Consider the following 20198-nt stretch of genomic DNA (forward strand, 5'->3'; position numbering starts at 1 on the left):
GTGTGGCTTTTTATTATTTTTTCTTAGAAATCCACATTGTGATTGTCGCGTGAAAAACCTTTTCATTGAGTTGATCAAATACATCGACATTCACCAAATATTCTCCAGCTTTATCCCAGTCATAATGACTTTCAACAGGTGTTGCTACTGCAATTAAGTCTGTTTCTGCTTTCTTTAAATATTCAACGGTCATCCCTTTCGGAATCCAGCGATGAGTTGCAGGCACAGTCACTTCTGTCATTGTTCCACCTGCGAGTTCTGCCATATTGCACATTGCAATCGCATGAACTGTGCCGATGTGATTGAGCACTGAGCGCTTTTTCTTAATCGATATTTTACAAAAGTTTGGTTTTAGCTCTTCAAATAATGGGGAAATGCTACTGAAATAAGGTGCTTTTAAGCAGAGCATTCGAGTGAACGTCCACTTTCCAGCAGGTAATGCTGATACTTTATTCCATAATTCTAAAGTTGAAGCCATTGAATTTCTCGCTAACAGAATTAAATTCTAATACAGAATATAATTCTGTTTACAAATAATGGTCAAGTCATACACAATAGTTCCGACGGTTGGCTATTTAAAATTTACTATGCATATGGCTCAGAAATTATTAGAACGTTTATATCCTCAACGCAGATCATTGCTCAAAAGGAAAATTTTGTCGGATGCATTGTCATGTTTTCTTGAGTTCGGTTTGGATACCACCAGTATTGAGATGATTCGGGACAAATCGGAAAGTAGTGTGGGTGCGATTTATCATCATTTTAAAAATAAAGAAGGCATCATTGCAGCATTGGTATTCGCTGCTTTAGATGATCAAGCTGACTTACGTGATCGTTATTTAGATGAGGCGCAATCATTACAAGATGTGATTTCTGCATTGATTTATAGCTATGTTGATTGGGTATCTGATCAACCGCAATTCGCGAAATTTTTATTATTAGCACATTTCAGTGTTATGCAAAGTGAATATAAACAGGCATTAAGCGAAAAAAATATAACAAGAAATCAAAAAATTATGGCTCATATTTCACGCTATTCAGATTTTGAATCATTTAAAAATATACCGATCGAGCTGATCATGTCATTGGTGATTGGTGCATCTGAGAGTTATTGTCGCGCTTGGTTGTCTAACAAAGTGGTTGCTGATCCGAAAGCGTATAGGGAAATATTGGCACAAGCAGCGTGGGGTTCTTTGCAGGGTTTAAGCAATCAATATAAAACGATTGAGAAAGATCATTCGGGTGAAACGTTATGACCGCATTAGAGCAAAGGCAACTATTTAATGGCGTTTGTCTATGTGGGGCAATCAAATTTAAATTTTCTACTTCAAAAATTAAAACGATCTATCGTTGTTACTGTAGTTTATGTCGTAAGCAGAGTGGGGCTGCATCGAATACGGCGACATTAATTTTGTCAGAACAATTTGACTGGCAACAAGGTCTGCAATTCGTTCGGACGTATGTCAAAGCAACAGGCTTTACCAGTTCGTTTTGTACAGAATGTGGTTCGCCTGTACCTAATGCATTAGGCAGTAATCCAAAAATTATGTGGATTCCTTTAGGTTTGATTGAAAAAGATTTTGTCCCTGAGAAAGAATTGAATTTTTGCATGAACTCACAAGCCAATTGGTCTAAAAATAATACCGTCCCGGTTGCATTTGATGAATTGCCAACGGGTGCGGAGTTCCAAGATTACTTTGAGTTGAATAAATAAAAAGCAGAAGACAACAGTCTTCTGCTTTTTAGATAAATTATTGTATTTATTTGAATTGAATAGAACCATTCGCATTCACAGTGATTTTTGATTCACCAGCTGCCATATCTTGTGCAGGTGCTGTCTCGGCCATTGCAAATTTAGCGACACCACCACGCATCATGGGTTGTGGGAAATAATTACTCGTATTTAAATTAAGACTGACCAAATTGTATTGTGCTTTATTCCAAGCCTGAGTAATGGCTTGCGCGCGTTGTTGAAAGTTTTTTGAAGCTTCAATCATCAATTCATTTTCAACTTTCTTTCGCTGTTCATCAGATACAGTAAAGTTGATGGATTGGGTCTGGAAGTTCTGTTGCAATTCGCTGACCAATTGGCTTGCAGCTTTGAAATCTTTACTTTCAAGTTGAATTTCTGCACGAGCACGCCATTCTTTTAGCTTTCTACTGTCATTGTCATAAATTGGATATGTGCTTTGAGCACCTGTTTCCACCTTAACTTGCGGATATTTACGAGCAATCGCTTGCGCTTGATTCATCAGCTGATTGATCTGATTAGAAAGTTCAGCAGGTTGTTTATTACTTTTCTCAATATATAAAACAGCTTGCATTTCATCGTTGGCAACTTGGCGCGAAGCATCTGCCTGAATATTTACAACGTTATAGTTCAAATCGTTGGTCTCTTGAGCAAAAAGTTGTGGGCTAAGGGTCGCGCCAATCATCAACGTCGCGAGTGCTAAATTACGCATAAAATTTTCCTTAGAATTTCTATTAAAAAAATTATTTTTACAGCTTTGATCCTAAAATGAACTGATGGGGAACTTCTGCATATTTTGTGGTTTCTTTGTAAGAGATTATCTATGTTTTGCAACATAAAATTAAAATAAAAAACATTAATAATTATATGGTTATGTTTATTTATTTGACCATTTATCTAAAAACCAAGACCCAGATAAAAAAAGCTTACTTTCTTAAGCTTGTCACATAGTATGATGATAATTCATCATAGTTCATTGAAAGAAACATTTTTTCAATAATATTAGATGAATGTGGGGCATAAAAAGTGTTTATTTTCTTTAAAAATTAGGTATCATCTCGCACCTAGTTAAAAGATATAAAACATTGTGTCTGTACTAGAATCTAAAAAGCACCGAGTCAAACGACCACAAGTCACCAGACTTATTTCTTTTACCCATATCAGAGATGGTAATTCGATATGAGCGTTACTTCCGTAAACCCTGCCGCAAATGCAACTAACGAATATTATTTGACTCGCCAAAGTCAGATGGAATCAAATGTTCGTAGTTATCCACGTAAATTACCGTTAGCGATAGCGAAAGCACAAGGCTGCTGGGTTACTGATGTTGAAGGTACACAGTACCTTGATTGTTTAGCTGGGGCAGGGACATTGGCTTTAGGTCATAATCATCCTGCGGTGATTCAAAGTATTCAAGATACATTGGCAAGTGGTTTGCCTCTACATACTTTAGACTTAACGACACCTTTAAAAGATGCGTTTACTGAAGCGCTTTTGGCTTATTTGCCAGGCGGTAAAGAAGAGTATTGCTTACAATTCTGTGGCCCAACAGGTGCAGATGGTACAGAAGCAGCAATTAAACTTGCAAAAACATATACTGGCCGTAGTTCAGTAATCAGTTTTTCTGGTGGTTACCATGGTATGACCCATGGCGCTTTGTCTATGACAGGCAACCTTAACGCAAAAAATGCGGTAAATGGCTTAATGCCAGGCGTACAGTTTATGCCTTACCCGCATGAATACCGTTGCCCACTTGGTTTAGGTGGTGAAGCTGGTGTTGATGCTTTAACTTACTTCTTTGAAAACTTCATTGAAGATGTTGAAAGCGGTGTAACAAAACCTGCTGCTGTAATCCTTGAGGCAATTCAAGGTGAAGGTGGTGTTGTTACTGCGCCTGTTAAATGGTTGAAGAAAATCCGTGAAGTGACTGAAAAGCACAACATCGTTTTGATTTTGGACGAAGTTCAAGCTGGTTTTGCACGTTCAGGTAAAATGTTTGCCTTTGAACATGCAGGAATCGAGCCTGATGTTGTAGTGATGTCAAAAGCGGTTGGCGGTAGCTTACCATTGGCAGTATTAGGTATTAAACGTAAGTTTGATGCATGGCAGCCAGGTACACATTCAGGTACATTCCGCGGTAACCAACTCGCAATGGGTACAGGCTTAGCTTCATTGCAAGTGATCAAAGAACAAAACCTTGCTCAAAATGCACAAGAGCGTGGTGATTTCTTACAAGCTGAGTTGAAAAAACTAGCTCAAGAATTCCCATGCATCGGTAATGTTCGTGGTCGCGGTTTAATGATCGGTATTGAGATCATTGATGAGCGTAAACCTGCTGATCATATGGGTTCTCATCCTGCTGATGCTCAGTTAGCAGCAGCAATTCAAGCAGCATGTTTCAACAATAAATTATTGCTTGAGAAAGGTGGTCGTAACGGTACAGTAATTCGTTTACTTTGCCCGCTAATCATCAATCAAGACGAATGTGTTGAAGTCATTGCTCGCTTTAAGAAAGCGATTGCTGAAGCATTAAAAGCAGTACGAGGCTAAACCATGGTTGATTTTGCAGAACATCGTAAAGCGTTACTCTGCAATGATGCTCAATCTATTGCTGACTATCAGTCAGCAATGGGCGAGGCGGTAAATGCCGTTTCAGCATGGTTGCAAAATGACAAAATGTACACGGGCGGAAGCATTAAAGATTTGCGAGCAGCAATTTCTTTTAATCCTTCAAAAGAAGGTTTGGGTGTACAGCAATCATTACAACGTATGGTTGAGCTTTTTCTCAACAAAAGCTTAAAAGTACATCATCCACATTCACTCGCACATTTACACTGCCCAACTATGGTGATGAGCCAAATCGCGGAAGTGTTAATTAATGCGACGAACCAATCAATGGATTCTTGGGACCAAAGTCCTGCTGGATCATTGATGGAAGTTCAACTCATCGATTGGCTTCGCCAAAAAGTGGGTTATGGTGCAGGTCAAGCAGGTGTATTCACCTCTGGCGGTACGCAGTCGAACTTAATGGGTGTGTTACTTGCTCGTGACTGGTGTATCTCGAAAAACTGGAAAGACGAAAATGGTAAGCCATGGTCTGTTCAGCGTGATGGTGTTCCAGCTGAAGCAATGAGAAACGTCAAAGTCATTTGTTCTGAAAATGCACACTTCTCTGTGCAAAAGAACATGGCGATGATGGGCATGGGCTTCCAGTCAGTAGTTACAGTACCTGTAAACGAAAATGCTCAAATGGATGTGGATGCGTTAGAAAAAACCATGGCTCATCTTCAATCTGAAGGTAAAATTGTTGCTTGTGTCGTTGCGACCGCAGGTACAACAGATGCTGGCGCGATTGATCCACTCAAGAAAATCCGTGAAATTACCAATAAATATGGTTCATGGATGCACATTGATGCAGCTTGGGGCGGTGCACTGATTCTTTCAAATGATCATCGTGCAATGTTAGATGGTATCGAGTTATCTGATTCGATCACACTAGATTTCCATAAGCATTATTTCCAAAGCATTAGCTGTGGCGCTTTCTTATTGAAAGATGAGGCAAACTATCGCTTTATGCATTACGAAGCAGAATATTTGAACTCTGCTTATGATGAAGAACACGGGGTTCCAAACCTAGTTTCTAAATCATTGCAAACAACTCGTCGTTTTGATGCATTGAAATTGTGGATGACTGTAGAGGCATTAGGCGAAGAGCTTTATGGTTCAATGATCGATCACGGTGTGAAGTTAACGCGTGAAGTTGCTGATTATATCAAAGCAACTGCGGGTCTCGAATTGTTGATCGAACCACAATTCGCTTCAGTGTTGTTCCGTGTGGTGCCAGAAGGTTATCCTACTGAGTTTATTGATAGCTTGAACCAAAACGTTGCAGATGAATTATTTGCACGTGGTGAAGCAAATATCGGTGTAACAAAAGTGGGTAATGTTCAATCATTGAAGATGACCACTTTAAGCCCAGTTGCGACACTTGAAAATGTACAAAATCTGCTTGCGCTTGTGCTTGCAGAAGCAGATCGTATTAAAGATGCAATTGTTGCCGGTACTTATGTTCCTGCGATTGATTAATTGCAATTTAATTTGATATGCCAATAAAAAAGAGGTCTTTGCAAGACCTCTTTTTTATTTATAAGTTTTTAGAAAATTATATTAGGCTGCAAAAATTGGACTGAATCCCATTTTTCGCAATAGTTTTCGATACATGCTTGAACTGCGATCTGCTGGAAAATGAGCTTCCATGGATAAGTCTAATGGTAAATATTCAGGTTTTTGTGTTTCAACAATCAGTCGGTCTTCTTCAAAAATTTCTAGGTTAAATTTATAAGCATCCTCAATAGGTAAATCCTTATCATAATTACGACAGATCGGCGCAAACAGACGTGTTTGTCGGGCAGATACTGGCGACGCGGCATTCATAATTACTTGTTTAGACTCGTTAGGAAAATGAATTGTCAGCGTGGCTGTAAAAGGTAGGCTGATTTCGAAATGTCTCAACCATTGAAAGCCGTCTTTGCCACGTTGATTTGTACCTATTGGATAACGCCCGACGCTACTAATGTAATCAGCCTCAAAACCATATGTTGTTTCAGTTGTCACGTAATCAGGAACTTCGACATTCTCTGGATCCCCAAAAGTATCAGGATGTACCCATGCGAAATGTGCGACATCAATGAATCCTTCAAGTTGTCGACCTGCAAAACAATTTAGATCAACAGACGGACAAACCAATTGTTGAAAATCAGTATGTTCCCAGTAAGGCATTTCGGGAATATTTGCTACAGCATCAGATGTGGCTGTGAGGTTGCACCAGATCAGCCCATATTTTTCTAGCGCAGCATAAGTTTTTAAATGAAAGCGTTCAGAGATCTTGTGTTGAGGGTGGGCTGGAATACGGTTGCATTTTCCATTTTCACCAAAGCGTAAACCATGATAGCGACAAACAATACCATTACCATCATTATGGCCTAAACTCAGAGGAACTCCGCGATGCGGACACGCATCTTTGGCGACAACCAGTTGATCGGCCATTTTATAGATAACCAGAGGCATATCGAGCAACATTGTGGCAGTAGGTTGTTCTGAAATATCACGGGCTAAGGCAATTGGATACCAGTATTGAGCGAGCAAGTGCCAATCATGCTCTGAAAATGTCATGTGAACTGGCAAATCTGGATTAAATGTTGCGATGGTTTTTGTGTTCATGATCTGATCTTTCTATCTATTTAAATCAAATATAGATCAATCATCTGTTCTAAGAAATTTCAATAAACTGAATGAAGTATCGATATTTTTAGAACACAATTCCAAAAACTTAAATGATATATCGTTGATAAAAAGCTAGGTTTTCATACTCTTATATTCTTCTTTTAAATACCCAAATTATCTAAAAAAGATGTTACCTGAGTATGGATGTTCATTTTAATAAATATGTCATACTATGTATTGATGGAAAAATCATCAGTATTCCACTCACTATAATTTTTTATCATCAAAGATGAGTTTTTCTGTAAAAAATCAAATGTAAGCTGTAATAATTCTAATAAATATTGCAATTTCAATGGTGATTGCAGGATTTTTAAGAATATTTTCATTCATCTTAAATATTGATATTTAATAATATTTAATTAAATTTGATGCAGTATATCAATTATCATCAAAGCGTCACAAAGTTGTAACTTATTTGTCATATTATCTAATCAAAATGCAGTTAACCAAAGTACAACACTTGAATTTAAAAGAGTTGTAAATCAAATTGTATAAATGAGAGAAAACAGAATGCGCTTAAATCCACGTAATCTCGCAATTGCATTAGCTGTAACTGGGGCAACTGTAGCTACGACTGCAAACGCAGCTCGTGATACGATCCAAATTGCTGGTTCTTCAACTGTATTACCATACGCAAGTATTGTTGCAGAAGAGTTTGGTAATACTTTCCCACAATTCAAAGCACCAGTTGTTGGTTCTGGCGGTTCTTCAGGTGGTTTGAAGCAATTCTGTCAAGGTGTTGGCGATAACACAATCGATATCGCAAACGCATCTCGTCCAATTAAATCAACAGAAATTGATGCTTGTAAAAAAGCTGGCGTAAACCAAATCCAAGAAATCAAAATTGGTTACGATGGTATCGTTTTCGCATCTAACGTGAAAAAAGCTGCTTATAAATTAAAGCCATATCACGTATTTACAGCTTTAGCTGCTGAATTACCATCAAACGGTAAAATGGTTCCAAACCCATATACAACTTGGAACCAAATTGACAAAGCTTTACCAAACGAACCAATTACTTTAGTAATTCCTGCTTCTAACCATGGTACTCGTGAAGTATTCCAAGAGAAAATGGTTGATGCTGGTTGTGAAGCTTATGACTACATCAAAGGTTTAGACAAAGATGCTCAGAAAAAAGCATGTTCTAACTTCCGTAAAGATGGTCGTGTAATTGAAATCGCTGGTGACTATACTGAAACACTTGCTCGTTTAAAAACATCTCCAAGTGCAGTTGGCGTATTCGGTCTAGGTTTCTATGATGTTAACCGTGACAAATTACGTGTTGCGACTGTAAACGGTGTAGTACCTTCTGAAAAAACTATCTTGAGCGGTCAATACCCAGTTTCTCGTCCATTGTTCTTCTACGTGAAAGGCGAGCACTTAAAATCAATTAAAGGTTTACCACAATACGTAGAATACTTCTTGAACAAGAAAGTATCTGGTAAAGGTTCTAAATTAGAAAAAGCTGGTTTGATTGCAATGAACGACAAAGAGCGTGCAAAAATCCTAGCTGATTTCAAAGCTGGTAAATCAGTTAAATAAGTTTATTTGAAAACGGAGGCTGGTGAGACATGTGTTCATCAGCCTTTTTGTCTAGCTAAGTTTTTTCAAATGATGAAAATTGAGAAAACAGTGGAGATTACATGAATCTGCTACTTATCGGTGTGTTGTTAGCCCTTGTGGCAATTGCATATCAAATCGGGCTGAGTAAAAGCCGTAACCTAGCAGGTAAGGGAAATAACTCAGTAACACTACATTCGCGTCCAGTGTATTACGGGGCGTTAGTTGCTTTGTGGTGTGGTATTCCTGCTTTTTTAATTTTGATGATTTGGAACTTGGTTGAACCGAGTGTTTTACACCATATTATTTTTAACAATATCCCTGCATCAATCAGTGCAAATTTAGATGAAGCTGGTCGTGATGTTTTAATTGATCGTGTTCAAGCGATTGCTTCTGGATTTGGGGTGACTGATCAACCAGCAGCGTATGAAGTTGCGGCAGCTCAGCAACTTGCAAAATTCCAAACGATTGGGTCATTTGCAAAATTTGCAGTGGTTGTGAGTGTTGCTTTAGCTGGTTTGGTTTGGGCGAAACGTCATGTGAGCCAGCAATATCGCGCACGTAATCAAGTAGAAAAAGCAATTAATGTGGGTCTGATTCTTTGTTCAGGCGTTGCGATCCTTACAACGATCGGTATTGTCCTTTCAATGTTGAGCGAAGCATTACACTTTTTCAAATTTGTAAGTCCAGTTGACTTCTTCTTTGGAACTGAGTGGGATCCAGGTTTTAGTACGACAGGAAGTGCAGAGGGAAGCTACGGCATCCTACCATTAATTTGGGGTACTTTAATGGTAAGTGGTATCGCGCTACTTGTAGCTGTACCAGTTGGATTAATGATTGCAATTTATTTAGCAGAATATGCATCTCCTCGTTTGCGCTCTTGGGCGAAACCAACAATTGAAGTACTCGCGGGTATTCCTACAATCGTTTATGGTGTTTTTGCCTTAATGATCATCGGGCCATTCTTTAAAATGGTGGGTGAAACGGTTGGTGTAAATATCAATGCAACCAGTGCATTAACTGCTGGTTTCGTGATGGGTATTATGATTATCCCATTCGTATCTTCATTATCAGATGACATCATTACACAGGTTCCGCGTGCTTTACGTGATGGTTCATTAGGTTTAGGTGCAACAAAATCTGAAACGATCCGTCAGGTTGTCATTCCAGCAGCGTTACCGGGGATTGTGGGTGCATTCTTATTGGCGGCTTCTCGTGCGATCGGTGAGACGATGATCGTGGTACTCGCAGCGGGTAACAGTCCATTACTCCACGCAAATCCATTAGAAGCTGTGTCAACTGTGACAGTAACGATCGTTAAGCAATTAACAGGTGATACTGACTTTGCCAGCCCTCAAGCGTTGGTTGCATTTGCCCTAGGTTTAACGCTGTTTGTCATTACTTTGGGTTTAAACATTATTGCACTGTACATCGTGCGCAAATATCGTGAGCAATACGAATGAGTTCATCAAAGACATCTCCTTTGGATCCAAATTCATTTGATCCTCAAGTTGCTGCTGAACAACGTGAACAGCGCAAAAGTAAGATTCAAAGTTCTTTGGCAAAGCGTCATCGCAAAGAAAAAGCATTCCGTTTTGCTGGCTTTTCAGCAGTCATGATTGGTCTTGCGTTTGTAGCATTGTTGTTTGGAAGTATTTTATCAAAAGGCTTGCCGGCATTTTGGCAGAGCAGTATCACAGTTCCAGTTTATTTCGATCCAACAATTATTGATGTAGGCGCGAAACCTAAACAAACGGCAGGTGAGACTCCAGCGCATTTTGAAGAGCGTATGATCGCTTGGCAAACTGAAATGGGTATGGTTGATTGGGATGCGTTGATCGTAAATGGCATTGTTTCAAAAGACAAAGCATTAGAGTCTCAACGTGATTATCTCAGCGGCTTGTACACTAGCTCAGAGTCATATCGTCTACGTGATATGGTGTTGGCTGATCCATCTCTGATTGGAACTAAGAAAGACATTAAATTCTTAGCAGATGCAAATGTTGATGTATGGTTAGCGGGCAATATTGATCGCTCATTACCTGATGATCAACAGCAGTTAGATCCAGAAGTTCGTCAGATTGCAGATCAATTGAAAGCAGAAGGCATTATCAAGAATACCTTCAATACCAACTTATTCGTAAGTCCAGACTCTCGTAGTTCACCTGCGATTAGTGGTTTGGCTGGTGCTTTCATGGGTTCATTGTTCATGATGCTCATCGTGATCATCATTTCGATTCCAATCGGTGTTGCAAGTGCGATTTATCTTGAAGAGTTCGCAGCAAAGAATGTGATGACGGATATTATTGAAGTCAATATTAACAACTTGGCTGCTGTTCCTTCGATTGTATTTGGTTTGTTGGGTGCGGCGATCTTTATTGGTTGGATGCAGTTACCACTTTCAGCACCTTTAGTCGGTGGTCTGGTATTAAGCTTAATGACTTTACCAACTGTGATTATTACGACACGTGCTGCATTAAAAGCTGTACCACCTTCGATTCGTCAGGCTGCTTTAGGTCTTGGTGCATCAAAAGTACAAACCGTTTTCCACCATGTTTTACCTTTAGCTTTACCGGGTATTTTAACGGGTGCAATTATTGGTGTTGCTCAAGCATTAGGTGAAACTGCACCATTGCTTTTGATTGGTATGAGTGCTTTCGTTGCAAGTGTTCCAACGACACCACTTGATCAAGCAACTGCATTACCTGTACAAGTGTATTTATGGCAAGGTAATGAATTGCGTAACTTCTTTGAAGGGCGTACCGCAGCTGCGATTATTGTGTTACTTGCGTTAATGATTGGTTTAAACAGCCTTGCAATTTGGCTTCGTAAGAAATTTGAAGTGCGTTGGTAATAGAGGAGAGTACAATGAATACGATTGATATTATGAACGCCGTAGAAAAGGATAAGTCAGTGAATCCACAGCAAACAGAATTTACCTCATCTGAAGCGCAAGTTCAGCAATCTAATACTGCATTTGTCTCTCAGTTTGAAACGGCTTCATCAAACAAAAAGCCAAAAACAAATGAAGTAAAAATTAGCACTCAAGATGTTCATGTTTACTACGGTGAAACTGAGGCAATCAAAGGGATTGACCTTGATATTTACCAGAATGAAGTTATTGCATTTATCGGACCGTCAGGTTGTGGTAAATCAACATTCTTGCGTACCTTGAACCGTATGAATGACACGATTGATATTTGTCGTGTGACGGGTAAAGTAACTTTAGATAATCAAGACATCTATGATCCAAGCCTAGACGTTGTATTGTTACGCGCGCAAGTGGGCATGGTGTTCCAGAAGCCAAACCCATTCCCTAAATCAATTTTTGATAACGTTGCGTATGGACCTAAACTTCATGGTCTAGCGCGTGACAAATATGATTTAGAAGAAATCGTAGAAAACAGTCTGCGTAAAGCTGGTCTATGGGAAGAAGTGAAAGATCGTCTAAGTCAGCCGGGAACAGGTCTTTCAGGTGGTCAACAGCAACGTTTGTGTATTGCGCGTACCATCGCTGTAAGTCCTGAAGTGATTTTGATGGATGAGCCGTGTTCAGCGCTTGATCCAATTGCAACAGCTAAGATTGAAGAGTTAATCTCTGAACTATCTGAGCAATATACGATTGCAATCGTCACGCACTCAATGCAACAAGCAGCTCGTGTATCTGATCGTACGGCTTACTTCCATTTAGGTGATTTGATTGAAGTGAACTCAACTGAGAAAGTATTTACTCAGCCAGATCATCAGTTAACTGAAGCGTATATTACAGGTCGTTTTGGCTAAGATTATTTCAGTGATAAGAAGAGCCTTCGGGCTCTTTTTTATTGTATAAATGAAAATGAATCTATTTTTCAAAATCTCTATTGAATTTTTCTTGAGCAGACCACATCTTAGACGAATAAAGCCGAACTTATAGAGCACTTACTTTATGTTATTCCATTTACCTAAATTTCCTGCTGAGATTCGTATTAGCCATTTAAATGCGCGTGTGAATGAACAAAGAAAAAGAATCGCGCAAACAACAGCATCTCGTTTGGAATTATTACAGCTTGTTCAGCAGCTTGCGAAAGAAGCAAAAATTCGTAAAAAGAATGATCAAAAAATCTATGTTCTCGATTTTAAAGGTGATGTTCAAGCTTCCGCTGTAGATACGATTCGTGAGGAAATTACCTTAATTTTAGCGACAGCAAAAGCAGGGCATGACCGTGTTGTGGTTCGTTTAGAAAGCCCTGGTGGAATGGTACATGGCTATGGTCTAGCAGCTGCTCAGTTAGTTCGCCTACGTGATGCGGGCTTTAATGTGACGATTTGTGTTGATAAAGTTGCTGCAAGCGGTGGCTATATGATGGCTTGTATTGCAAATGAAATCATTTCTGCGCCATTTGCTGTTGTTGGTTCGATTGGCGTCGTGGCTCAGGTTCCAAATTTCAATCGTTTATTGAAACAGCATAATGTTGACTTTGAACTTTATACTGCTGGCGAATATAAGCGTACAGTCACCATGTTTGGTGAAAATACACCTGAAGGTAAAGCGAAATTTGAAGAAGAGTTACAACAAACGCATTCTTTATTTAAGCACTTCGTTGAAAAATACCGTCCACAGTTAGAAGTAGCAAAAGTTGCAACAGGTGAGCATTGGTATGGTGAAGATGCACGCGAACTCAACTTGGTTGATAAATTACAAACTTCGGATGAATACATACTTAGCTTGCTACCAAAACATGATGTTTATGTGATTAATACGCGTAAGCGTCCGACATTTGGTGAGAAATTAGGTTTACAAGCTGCGCAAATGGCTGAGAATTTAATTCCAGCAGTGTTGGGGAAAATTACAGATGGATTGACCAAAGCAAATAGCAGTTTGGTTCAGCTACGTGATCCAAAACTATAATTCATCGTATGTTATTTAAAACCAGTCATATGACTGGTTTTTTATTTCGATAATTAAAGTATTTGAACAAATAGTAAATTAAATAAAGCTAACAAAATTGCGATGAACTGGATTGTCGTCCTATCTATCATTTGCTATTTTAATCGCGAGATTAAATACTTATATTTTCCATTAATTGAAAAATATCTAAAACTATAATTGATATGTGAGCATAATAATGACAAGAGTTGTCGTTTCATCGAAGAAAAATTTTACTGTTTTACAAGATGGACAAATGCAAGGTGTGATACTGAATCAACCATCCATTGTTCAAATCGGAGTTGCGCAAGGCGATATAAAATCGATCATCAAGCAAGGTAATGATCTTGTCATTACACTGAAAAATGGTGAGAAAATTATTATTAATGATTTCTTTAATGAAATGAACAATATGGAACATACGCTCGCAATTCCCCGAGAAGATAGTTCTTATGCAATTGCTGAATTTGACGCTGCAGGAAAATTTGTTCGCTATTCTCCTGCCACAGAATTAACGCAATTTGCTTCAGCCGAAGTTCCACCTCAAGCTGCTGAGCATTCAGATAGCAGTGATGATTTTGGTGTGAGTAAATCGCAGTTAGTAAAAGCAGGTTTGGTTGCTTTAGCTGCTGAAGGTATTTATCTCTGGGCAGTGAAGGATGATGATAACGATAAAAATAATAATGATAAATCGACAGATATTACTGCACCTGCAACCCCGACCGCTGTATTAGATGCCGATACACAAACCATTACAGGTAAAACAGAAGCGAAAGCTAAAGTAGAGATCAAAGATACCACAGGGAAAGTGATTGCGAGTGGTTACGCGGATAATGAGGGCAACTATAGTATTAAACTAGATAGCCCTTTGGTGAATGGAAATAAAGTCGCAGTTATCGCGATTGATAGTGCAGGTAATACATCTAAAGCAACAGTAGTTACGGGAACAAAAGATACGATCGCGCCCGATGCACCAAGTGCACAATTAAATGCAGATGGTACGATTGTCTCAGGTAAGGCCGAAACGAATGCTAAAATATCAGTTTATGATGCAGATGGAAAATTATTAGGCTCTGTTAATGCAAATAGTTCGGGACTTTATTCAATTAAAGTATCACCGCCATTAACGAGCGATAAAGGTGGAACAGTAGTAGCGGAAGATGCGGCGGGTAATAAATCTGATCCGTCCAAAGTTTTTGCTGGGAAAGATACGTTAGCCCCTGATCAGCCATTGATTGAAGTAAACCAAGCAGGTACATCAGTTTTAGGTAAAGCTGAGGCAAATGCAAAAGTGCAAATCAAAGATGCTGATGGCAATATTATTGGAAGTGGTGTTGCAGATGCACAAGGGAAATTTCAAATCACGATTTCACCTGCATTAACGGGTGATCACAAAGGTTCTATCATTCTTGAGGATGCAGCAGGTAACCAGTCTAAACCATTAGAAATTACGGCAGGTAAAGACACGATTGCACCAGAAAAAGCTGTAGCGCAGTTAAATGCGGATGGAGATTCGATCACTGGAACAGCCGAAGCAAATAGTAAAATTGAAATTCGCTCAGCAGATGGAAAAACTGTGCTTGGTTCAGGAACAGCAGGCGCAGATGGAAAATTTACAATCGACTTATCTTCTGCATTAACGGATAAGACCATTGGGAAAGTATATGTGATTGATGCGTCAGGTAATCGTTCTGAATCTACGGATGTGTTAGGAACGAAAGATACCATTGCACCGAACAAGCCTATTTTGCAGACCGTAACGGATGATATTGGAGATGTTAAAGGGAATATCTCGGCTGGCGGCTCAACAGATGATAGTAAACCTAGCTTGACTGGTCTAGGTGAGGCGAAAGCGACACTAACAATCTATGACAATGGACAGCCAATCGGAACAGTCACAGTGGGTGACAATGGAAAATGGAGTTTTAATATCACCCATGATTTAGCATTAGGCAGTCATACGTTGACTTTTACTCAGACTGATTTATCAGGAAATACCAGTGAGATCAGTAACTCATTTAGTTTTAATGTGATTGCACCGACGACAATGAGTTCATTGCTGAGTAATGAAATGGATGCTGGAACTGAAAGTGCACAACAAATGAGTTTGGTTGATCATGTAGATCTCAATGCATTGCTGAGTCCACAACATGAAGCTACGCCGACACAGACAACTCAAGCAGTTACTGTCGATGAGTTATTAACTTCTTCGACTTCTAATACTAATGAAATCGAAGACTTACTTAATCAGTTGGTTTCTACTGAACCCTCGACTCCTCAAACTGATGGTAATATAAATACTAATTTGATGAATTTCGAGCCAACTCAAGTGGTGCAATCAGATCCTTGGGATGACCTTATGCTGCTACAGCATTCAATTGTTTAACTAAGTCAAAACGCTTATTTCTGAATAAGCGTTTTTCTTTGCTGAGTTGGATGAAACCAATCAGGACTGCCCCAACTGTTGCAAGGAACATATCTTTGTGGGCATCCCACATGTCGCCTTGTTGACCATTATAATTTTCCGCATCTTCAGGCGATAATCCCATCGCAATCCACCATTCAATGAACTCATATATTAAGCTTGTTGCCATAACAAATTGTATGACCAAGAACAATAAAGCTGCTGGTTTAGCCGCGGGAAACCAAACTTGAAAACAACGATAGAATAAGGGATAGAGTAAAAATCCATATGCAAAATGGACAAAACGATCATACATATTTCTAGTCCATCCCATACTTTGATTTAAGTCAAAATGAAAAAGGGAATTGAACCATTCATTGTAGGGAACATAAGAGTAGAGGTAGTGTGCGCCAACAATATGAATAAACAAAAAGAGCAGGTATAAGCAAAAGCTGTAAAAGTTAATGCCAATTTTTCGCATGATGACAAGCAATGCAATCAGCATGAAAACTGTACCTGCTTGATGCAATAAATATGAATCGAATTCTAAAGGATTAATACTTGCGATTATCGCGGTAACTAAAATGAGCATAAGAGCAATATAATGTTTTAAGCTCAATTTTTTTTCTATCATTTAATGTCCTAGATAGAGTTTGTCACTCTATTTATTTTCGTCAGACGCACCTATAACAATTTGTTCTTTAGCAGATGCGACTCCGCCAAGTGCCTGACAAGCTTGTTTATATAATTGATATTTTTGTTGTACTACTTCATCCAATGGGATGTCAAAGAGATCTTCACCATTTTTATATTGTTCAATATATGTCGCGGCCTTTTCTTTATTCACAGCAAGGGCTTGTTGGTGAAAATTGGTGATCGAAGACGTGGCTAACTGATTTGATTCGATATTGTTGCACTGAAAATTTTGTAAAATTTTCTCAGCACGTTTGACCTCACTAGATTGACCAAAAATACACGCTGTTAGGCTGAGGCATGTGACCAATAGGAGTAAAACTTTCATGGGGAATTATGTTGAGTTTGTAGATCGGCTCATTGTATCTAAAATCCTGCTATAAATTAAGTATTTATGTCTAACAGAACAACAATTGAAAACTTGATAGTACGTTAAGCTATATGCCCAAAATCTAAACAGTGTTTGTAAAGGGATAATAATAGCGTCTTTATTAGATTATGATCTTCTATTAGTGTTTGAAATATATCATTAATTTATTGATGCAAAATGAGTTTTAGAGTTATGCTAATCATCAAGATTGTCAATAAACGCCATTATGCGATTTAAACACATTTTCTTTTTTTGTTTACTGTCCTGTCTAACAACGTTTGCAAATGCGGAGAACTATAATTTCTTTGCTGGATTTGAAGATGATTCTGAGGAAATGTTTGATGCTGCATATCCTGAAATGAAAACAGATTATTCAGTTTTGCATAATCAGCTTTTTCAAGATGAGCGGTGGCGTGTATACAACTATACTGCGTACCAGACCAATCAATTCAACCATAAGATGTTAACAGGTGATACTTCAAATCTGAGTTTGGATGATTTCTCGATCTCACTGGGCTACGGTATTGTCTATCAGCTTAACTCAAGCAACCGAATCGGCTATGAGTATTTGTCGAGCTTTCCGTTTGATCGAGGGCAACTCATTAGACTGTTTTGGCTAAGAATTTTCTAAGTAATTTTTTGGTATAAGCCTGCTCGAACTACACCTGCTTTAGTTTCTTTAATTTTTTGCCAAGATGCTGGTAGTTTGAGCTGTGATAATTCTCGATCTGCTTCAACGTAAATGAAGGCTTGGTTTGCAATCATCGGATCTGATAACTCAGCAAGTTCTTGCCATAAGTCTAAACTATAGGGTGGATCAAGAAAGACAACGTCGAAACTAAGATTCAGTTTCTTGAGCGCTTGTTGTGCTGTTGTTAGGTGTAGCTGACAATTCTCTGCTTTTAATAAAGCAATATTCTCTTTTAAAAATTTTGCTTGAGTTGTATTGGGTTCAATCATTACGACTTTGGCAGCTCCACGAGAAAGCGCCTCAAATCCTAACGCACCTGAGCCAGTGCAAAGGTCTAAAACCTGTGCATTTTGAATATCCCACATGAGCCAATTAAATAACGTCTCACGTACACGGTCAGGCGTTGGACGTAAACCGTCTACATTCGCAAAAGGTAAAGTACGACGCTTCCATTCCCCACCAATGATCCGTAATTGATTTTTCATTATTCAGTGACCTCATCAGCAGGTAAAGGAGCTGTGGTTGTTGATTGTGCTTGCACTGTAGATGCTGCTCCACCACTTGGTAGTTCACCCGGCTTAATACCCGCTGTCATCAGGCCGCCACTGACTTGATGATTTGCTGGGCGAATCGGATTTTTCTTACGAGTAACAAGCCAGTAATCAAAAATTGGACGTGCGAGTTGAGCTGCTGAACCACCATGTTTACCATTTTCCCATACGACTGCGATTGCAATTTCAGGGTTATCTGCTGGAGCAAATCCAACAAATAGACCATGGTCCCATTGTCTTGAAGAAAGTGCTGCTTCGTTATAACGTTTACCTTGAGCAATACTTTTAACTTGTGCTGTACCAGTTTTACCAGCAATTGAATATTGCAAACCGCCTTTAATTCCACGACCTGTACCAGATTGAATTACATCAACCATGGCATCGTGCATATTCATCCAATCTTGTGCGGTCCCATTAAATTGGATTTTTCCATCTGGTGCATTATGCACAGTGAATTGTTTTGCACCTTTGGTATCTCGTAATACATGCGGTGTGACATGTGATCCTTTGTTCGCGGTAATTGCAGTTGCCATAGCGAGCTGTAATGGTGTTGCTGTAAATGCACCCTGTCCAATACTGACGGAAATTGTTTCACCTTTTAGCCATTTGCTTTTACGAGTACGCATTTTCCATTGTGGACTTGGGTATAAGCCTGAACTTTCACTAGGTAGATCGACCCCTGTTTTCTCACCAAAACCAAATTGGCGCATCCACTCATTCATTTTTTCTATGCCCATACGATAGGACAAGATATAGAAATAAGTATCGCAAGAAACGACTTGAGCTTTATGTAAGTTGACTGAACCATGTCCTGATTTTTTCCAGTCACGGAATTTATGTGAATCCCCAGGAAGAGAGAAATAGCCGGGATCAGAAATGGCGGTGTTCCAATCGACGAGTCCATAGTGAATCCCTCCTAGACCGAACATTGGCTTAATCGTAGAACCCGGTGGATAAGAACCTTGAACTGCACGGTTATAAAGCGGCTGATCTAAGTTATCACGCAGAGCACTATAGTCTTTAGTGCTGATCCCCGTTACGAATAAATTGGGATTAAAACTTGGACTCGAAACCAATGCTAAAATTTCGCCAGTGCGGGGGTCTATTGCAACAATTGCACCGCGACGATCAGCTAACTGTTTAGCTGCAATGGTTTGTAAGCCATAATCTATCGATAAATAGAGATCATTACCGCGAACAGGATCTTGACGTCCTAAGTTTCTGAGCACATTTCCATGTGCGTCGGCTTCGACAGATTCATAGCCCGGTGTGCCGTGCAGTAAATCCTCATAGCTTTTTTCTGCACCAATTTTGCCGATAAGGTTAGTTCCAGCATATAAATCCTTATCGATCTTTTTAAGTTCTCTATCATTAATTCGACCAACATAACCGATGACATGCGCAAATAACTCACCGTGAGGGTAGTAGCGAGTCATCTGTGTTTCGATTTTGACTCCAGGAAAGGCATATTTAACTTCACTGAACTTTGCGATGTCATTTTCAGTCAGGTTGAGCTTGATCGCGATACGCTCAGTTTTTCGAGCAGTTTTAACACGGCTCTTAAAACGATCAACGTCTTCTTGTGTCAGACTTAATACTGGAATTAGACGAGAAAGTGTTCCATCAATATCGGTGACATCTGCACGGCTTAATGTTGCACTGAAAACAGGATAGTTATCGGCAAGTAAAATACCATTACGATCGTAAATATAACCACGGGCAGGCGGAAGAGGTTGTAAGCGAATTCTGTTCTTATCTGATGCCGTTGTAAAATCATCGTAATGAACAATCTGTAAATATGCATAACGACAGATCAATAAAAGAAGAAACGTCATCACTAGAAAAATTGCAAAAAAGATTCGACCCCTATAAATGCGCTTTTCTTGTTGCATGTTTTTTAAAGGAAAGTGCTGTTTCATACGGAGTCGACTTAAATTACAAGATTGAAAGAGGATATGTGTGACTTATTTTAACGTAAGTTGCATGA

General features: G+C 39.1%; 18 protein-coding genes. 11 read left to right on the forward strand and 7 right to left on the reverse strand.

Features of this window, described 5'->3' with window-relative positions; translation table 11 throughout:
- Positions 1 to 13: 13 nt before the first annotated feature.
- Positions 14 to 478, reverse strand: a complete 465-nt coding sequence (locus tag ACT4_RS15210) for a hotdog fold domain-containing protein (RefSeq protein WP_007483639.1) — start codon at positions 476 to 478, stop codon at positions 14 to 16.
- Between the two features lie 109 nt (positions 479 to 587).
- On the opposite strand from ACT4_RS15210, the gene ACT4_RS15215 reads away from it, so the two are divergent.
- Positions 588 to 1256, forward strand: coding sequence for a TetR/AcrR family transcriptional regulator (locus ACT4_RS15215; RefSeq protein WP_034605320.1), 669 nt, complete (start codon positions 588 to 590; stop codon positions 1254 to 1256).
- On the forward strand, positions 1253 to 1714 hold the full coding sequence (locus tag ACT4_RS15220; RefSeq protein WP_007483645.1) for a GFA family protein: 462 nt from the start codon (positions 1253 to 1255) through the stop codon (positions 1712 to 1714). The genes ACT4_RS15215 and ACT4_RS15220 overlap by 4 nt, the downstream gene beginning before the upstream one ends.
- A gap of 46 nt (positions 1715 to 1760) precedes the next feature.
- Here ACT4_RS15220 and ACT4_RS15225 read toward each other — a convergent pair whose 3' ends face one another.
- On the reverse strand, positions 1761 to 2462 hold the full coding sequence (locus ACT4_RS15225; RefSeq protein ID WP_007483646.1) for an SIMPL domain-containing protein: 702 nt from the start codon (positions 2460 to 2462) through the stop codon (positions 1761 to 1763).
- 467 nt (positions 2463 to 2929) lie between these two features.
- Between ACT4_RS15225 and ACT4_RS15230 the strand changes: the two genes are divergently transcribed.
- Both ACT4_RS15230 and ACT4_RS15235 read left to right on the forward strand, forming a co-directional pair.
- Positions 2930 to 4300, forward strand: a complete 1371-nt coding sequence (locus ACT4_RS15230; RefSeq protein ID WP_004880925.1) for a diaminobutyrate--2-oxoglutarate transaminase — start codon at positions 2930 to 2932, stop codon at positions 4298 to 4300.
- Positions 4301 to 4303: 3 nt separating this feature from the next.
- Complete coding sequence (locus ACT4_RS15235) at positions 4304 to 5836, forward strand: aspartate aminotransferase family protein (RefSeq protein ID WP_007483647.1); 1533 nt, start codon at positions 4304 to 4306, stop codon at positions 5834 to 5836.
- A gap of 81 nt (positions 5837 to 5917) precedes the next feature.
- Here the strand turns inward: ACT4_RS15235 and ACT4_RS15240 are convergent, their stop codons facing one another.
- Positions 5918 to 6970, reverse strand: coding sequence for an aromatic ring-hydroxylating dioxygenase subunit alpha (locus ACT4_RS15240; RefSeq protein WP_007483648.1), 1053 nt, complete (start codon positions 6968 to 6970; stop codon positions 5918 to 5920).
- A gap of 573 nt (positions 6971 to 7543) precedes the next feature.
- On the opposite strand from ACT4_RS15240, the gene ACT4_RS15245 reads away from it, so the two are divergent.
- The 6 genes from ACT4_RS15245 (at position 7544) to blp2 (ending at position 15888) form a co-directional block, all read left to right on the forward strand.
- Positions 7544 to 8575 (forward strand): substrate-binding domain-containing protein, encoded by a 1032-nt coding sequence (locus tag ACT4_RS15245; protein ID WP_004880919.1) that lies wholly within the window; start codon positions 7544 to 7546, stop codon positions 8573 to 8575.
- Positions 8576 to 8676: 101 nt separating this feature from the next.
- Complete coding sequence (gene pstC / locus ACT4_RS15250; RefSeq protein ID WP_004880917.1) at positions 8677 to 10056, forward strand: phosphate ABC transporter permease subunit PstC; 1380 nt, start codon at positions 8677 to 8679, stop codon at positions 10054 to 10056.
- Positions 10053 to 11447 (forward strand): phosphate ABC transporter permease PstA, encoded by a 1395-nt coding sequence (gene pstA, locus ACT4_RS15255; RefSeq protein WP_004880915.1) that lies wholly within the window; start codon positions 10053 to 10055, stop codon positions 11445 to 11447. The genes pstC and pstA overlap by 4 nt, the downstream gene beginning before the upstream one ends.
- Before the next feature lie 14 nt (positions 11448 to 11461).
- On the forward strand, positions 11462 to 12376 hold the full coding sequence (gene pstB, locus ACT4_RS15260; RefSeq protein ID WP_004880914.1) for a phosphate ABC transporter ATP-binding protein PstB: 915 nt from the start codon (positions 11462 to 11464) through the stop codon (positions 12374 to 12376).
- A 145-nt stretch (positions 12377 to 12521) separates the two neighbouring features.
- Positions 12522 to 13484, forward strand: a complete 963-nt coding sequence (sohB, locus tag ACT4_RS15265) for a protease SohB (protein WP_004880912.1) — start codon at positions 12522 to 12524, stop codon at positions 13482 to 13484.
- A 217-nt stretch (positions 13485 to 13701) separates the two neighbouring features.
- Complete coding sequence (gene blp2, locus ACT4_RS15270) at positions 13702 to 15888, forward strand: Ig-like repeat protein Blp2 (protein ID WP_007483649.1); 2187 nt, start codon at positions 13702 to 13704, stop codon at positions 15886 to 15888.
- Here the strand turns inward: blp2 and ACT4_RS15275 are convergent.
- Together ACT4_RS15275 and ACT4_RS15280 are read right to left on the reverse strand one after the other, a co-directional pair.
- The gene (locus ACT4_RS15275) at positions 15860 to 16540 is read right to left on the reverse strand and encodes a DUF2238 domain-containing protein (protein ID WP_007483657.1); all 681 of its coding nucleotides are present in this window, start codon (positions 16538 to 16540) and stop codon (positions 15860 to 15862) included. The genes blp2 and ACT4_RS15275 overlap by 29 nt on opposite strands.
- Before the next feature lie 27 nt (positions 16541 to 16567).
- Complete coding sequence (locus ACT4_RS15280; protein WP_007483658.1) at positions 16568 to 16927, reverse strand: hypothetical protein; 360 nt, start codon at positions 16925 to 16927, stop codon at positions 16568 to 16570.
- A gap of 268 nt (positions 16928 to 17195) precedes the next feature.
- Between ACT4_RS15280 and ACT4_RS15285 the strand changes: the two genes are divergently transcribed.
- Entirely contained in the window at positions 17196 to 17600 is a 405-nt protein-coding gene (locus tag ACT4_RS15285) for a hypothetical protein (RefSeq protein WP_004880903.1), read from the forward strand.
- On the opposite strand, the gene rsmD is transcribed toward ACT4_RS15285, so the two are convergent.
- The gene (rsmD, locus tag ACT4_RS15290; protein ID WP_007483661.1) at positions 17597 to 18145 is read right to left on the reverse strand and encodes a 16S rRNA (guanine(966)-N(2))-methyltransferase RsmD; all 549 of its coding nucleotides are present in this window, start codon (positions 18143 to 18145) and stop codon (positions 17597 to 17599) included. The genes ACT4_RS15285 and rsmD overlap by 4 nt on opposite strands.
- Positions 18145 to 20130: a penicillin-binding protein 2 gene (mrdA, locus tag ACT4_RS15295; protein WP_004880897.1), complete on the reverse strand. Its 1986-nt coding sequence runs from the start codon at positions 20128 to 20130 to the stop codon at positions 18145 to 18147. The genes rsmD and mrdA overlap by 1 nt, the downstream gene beginning before the upstream one ends.
- Positions 20131 to 20198 lie beyond the last annotated feature (68 nt).

The sequence above is a fragment of the Acinetobacter sp. NBRC 100985 genome (assembly GCF_000241225.1).
GTDB lineage: Bacteria > Pseudomonadota > Gammaproteobacteria > Pseudomonadales > Moraxellaceae > Acinetobacter > Acinetobacter venetianus.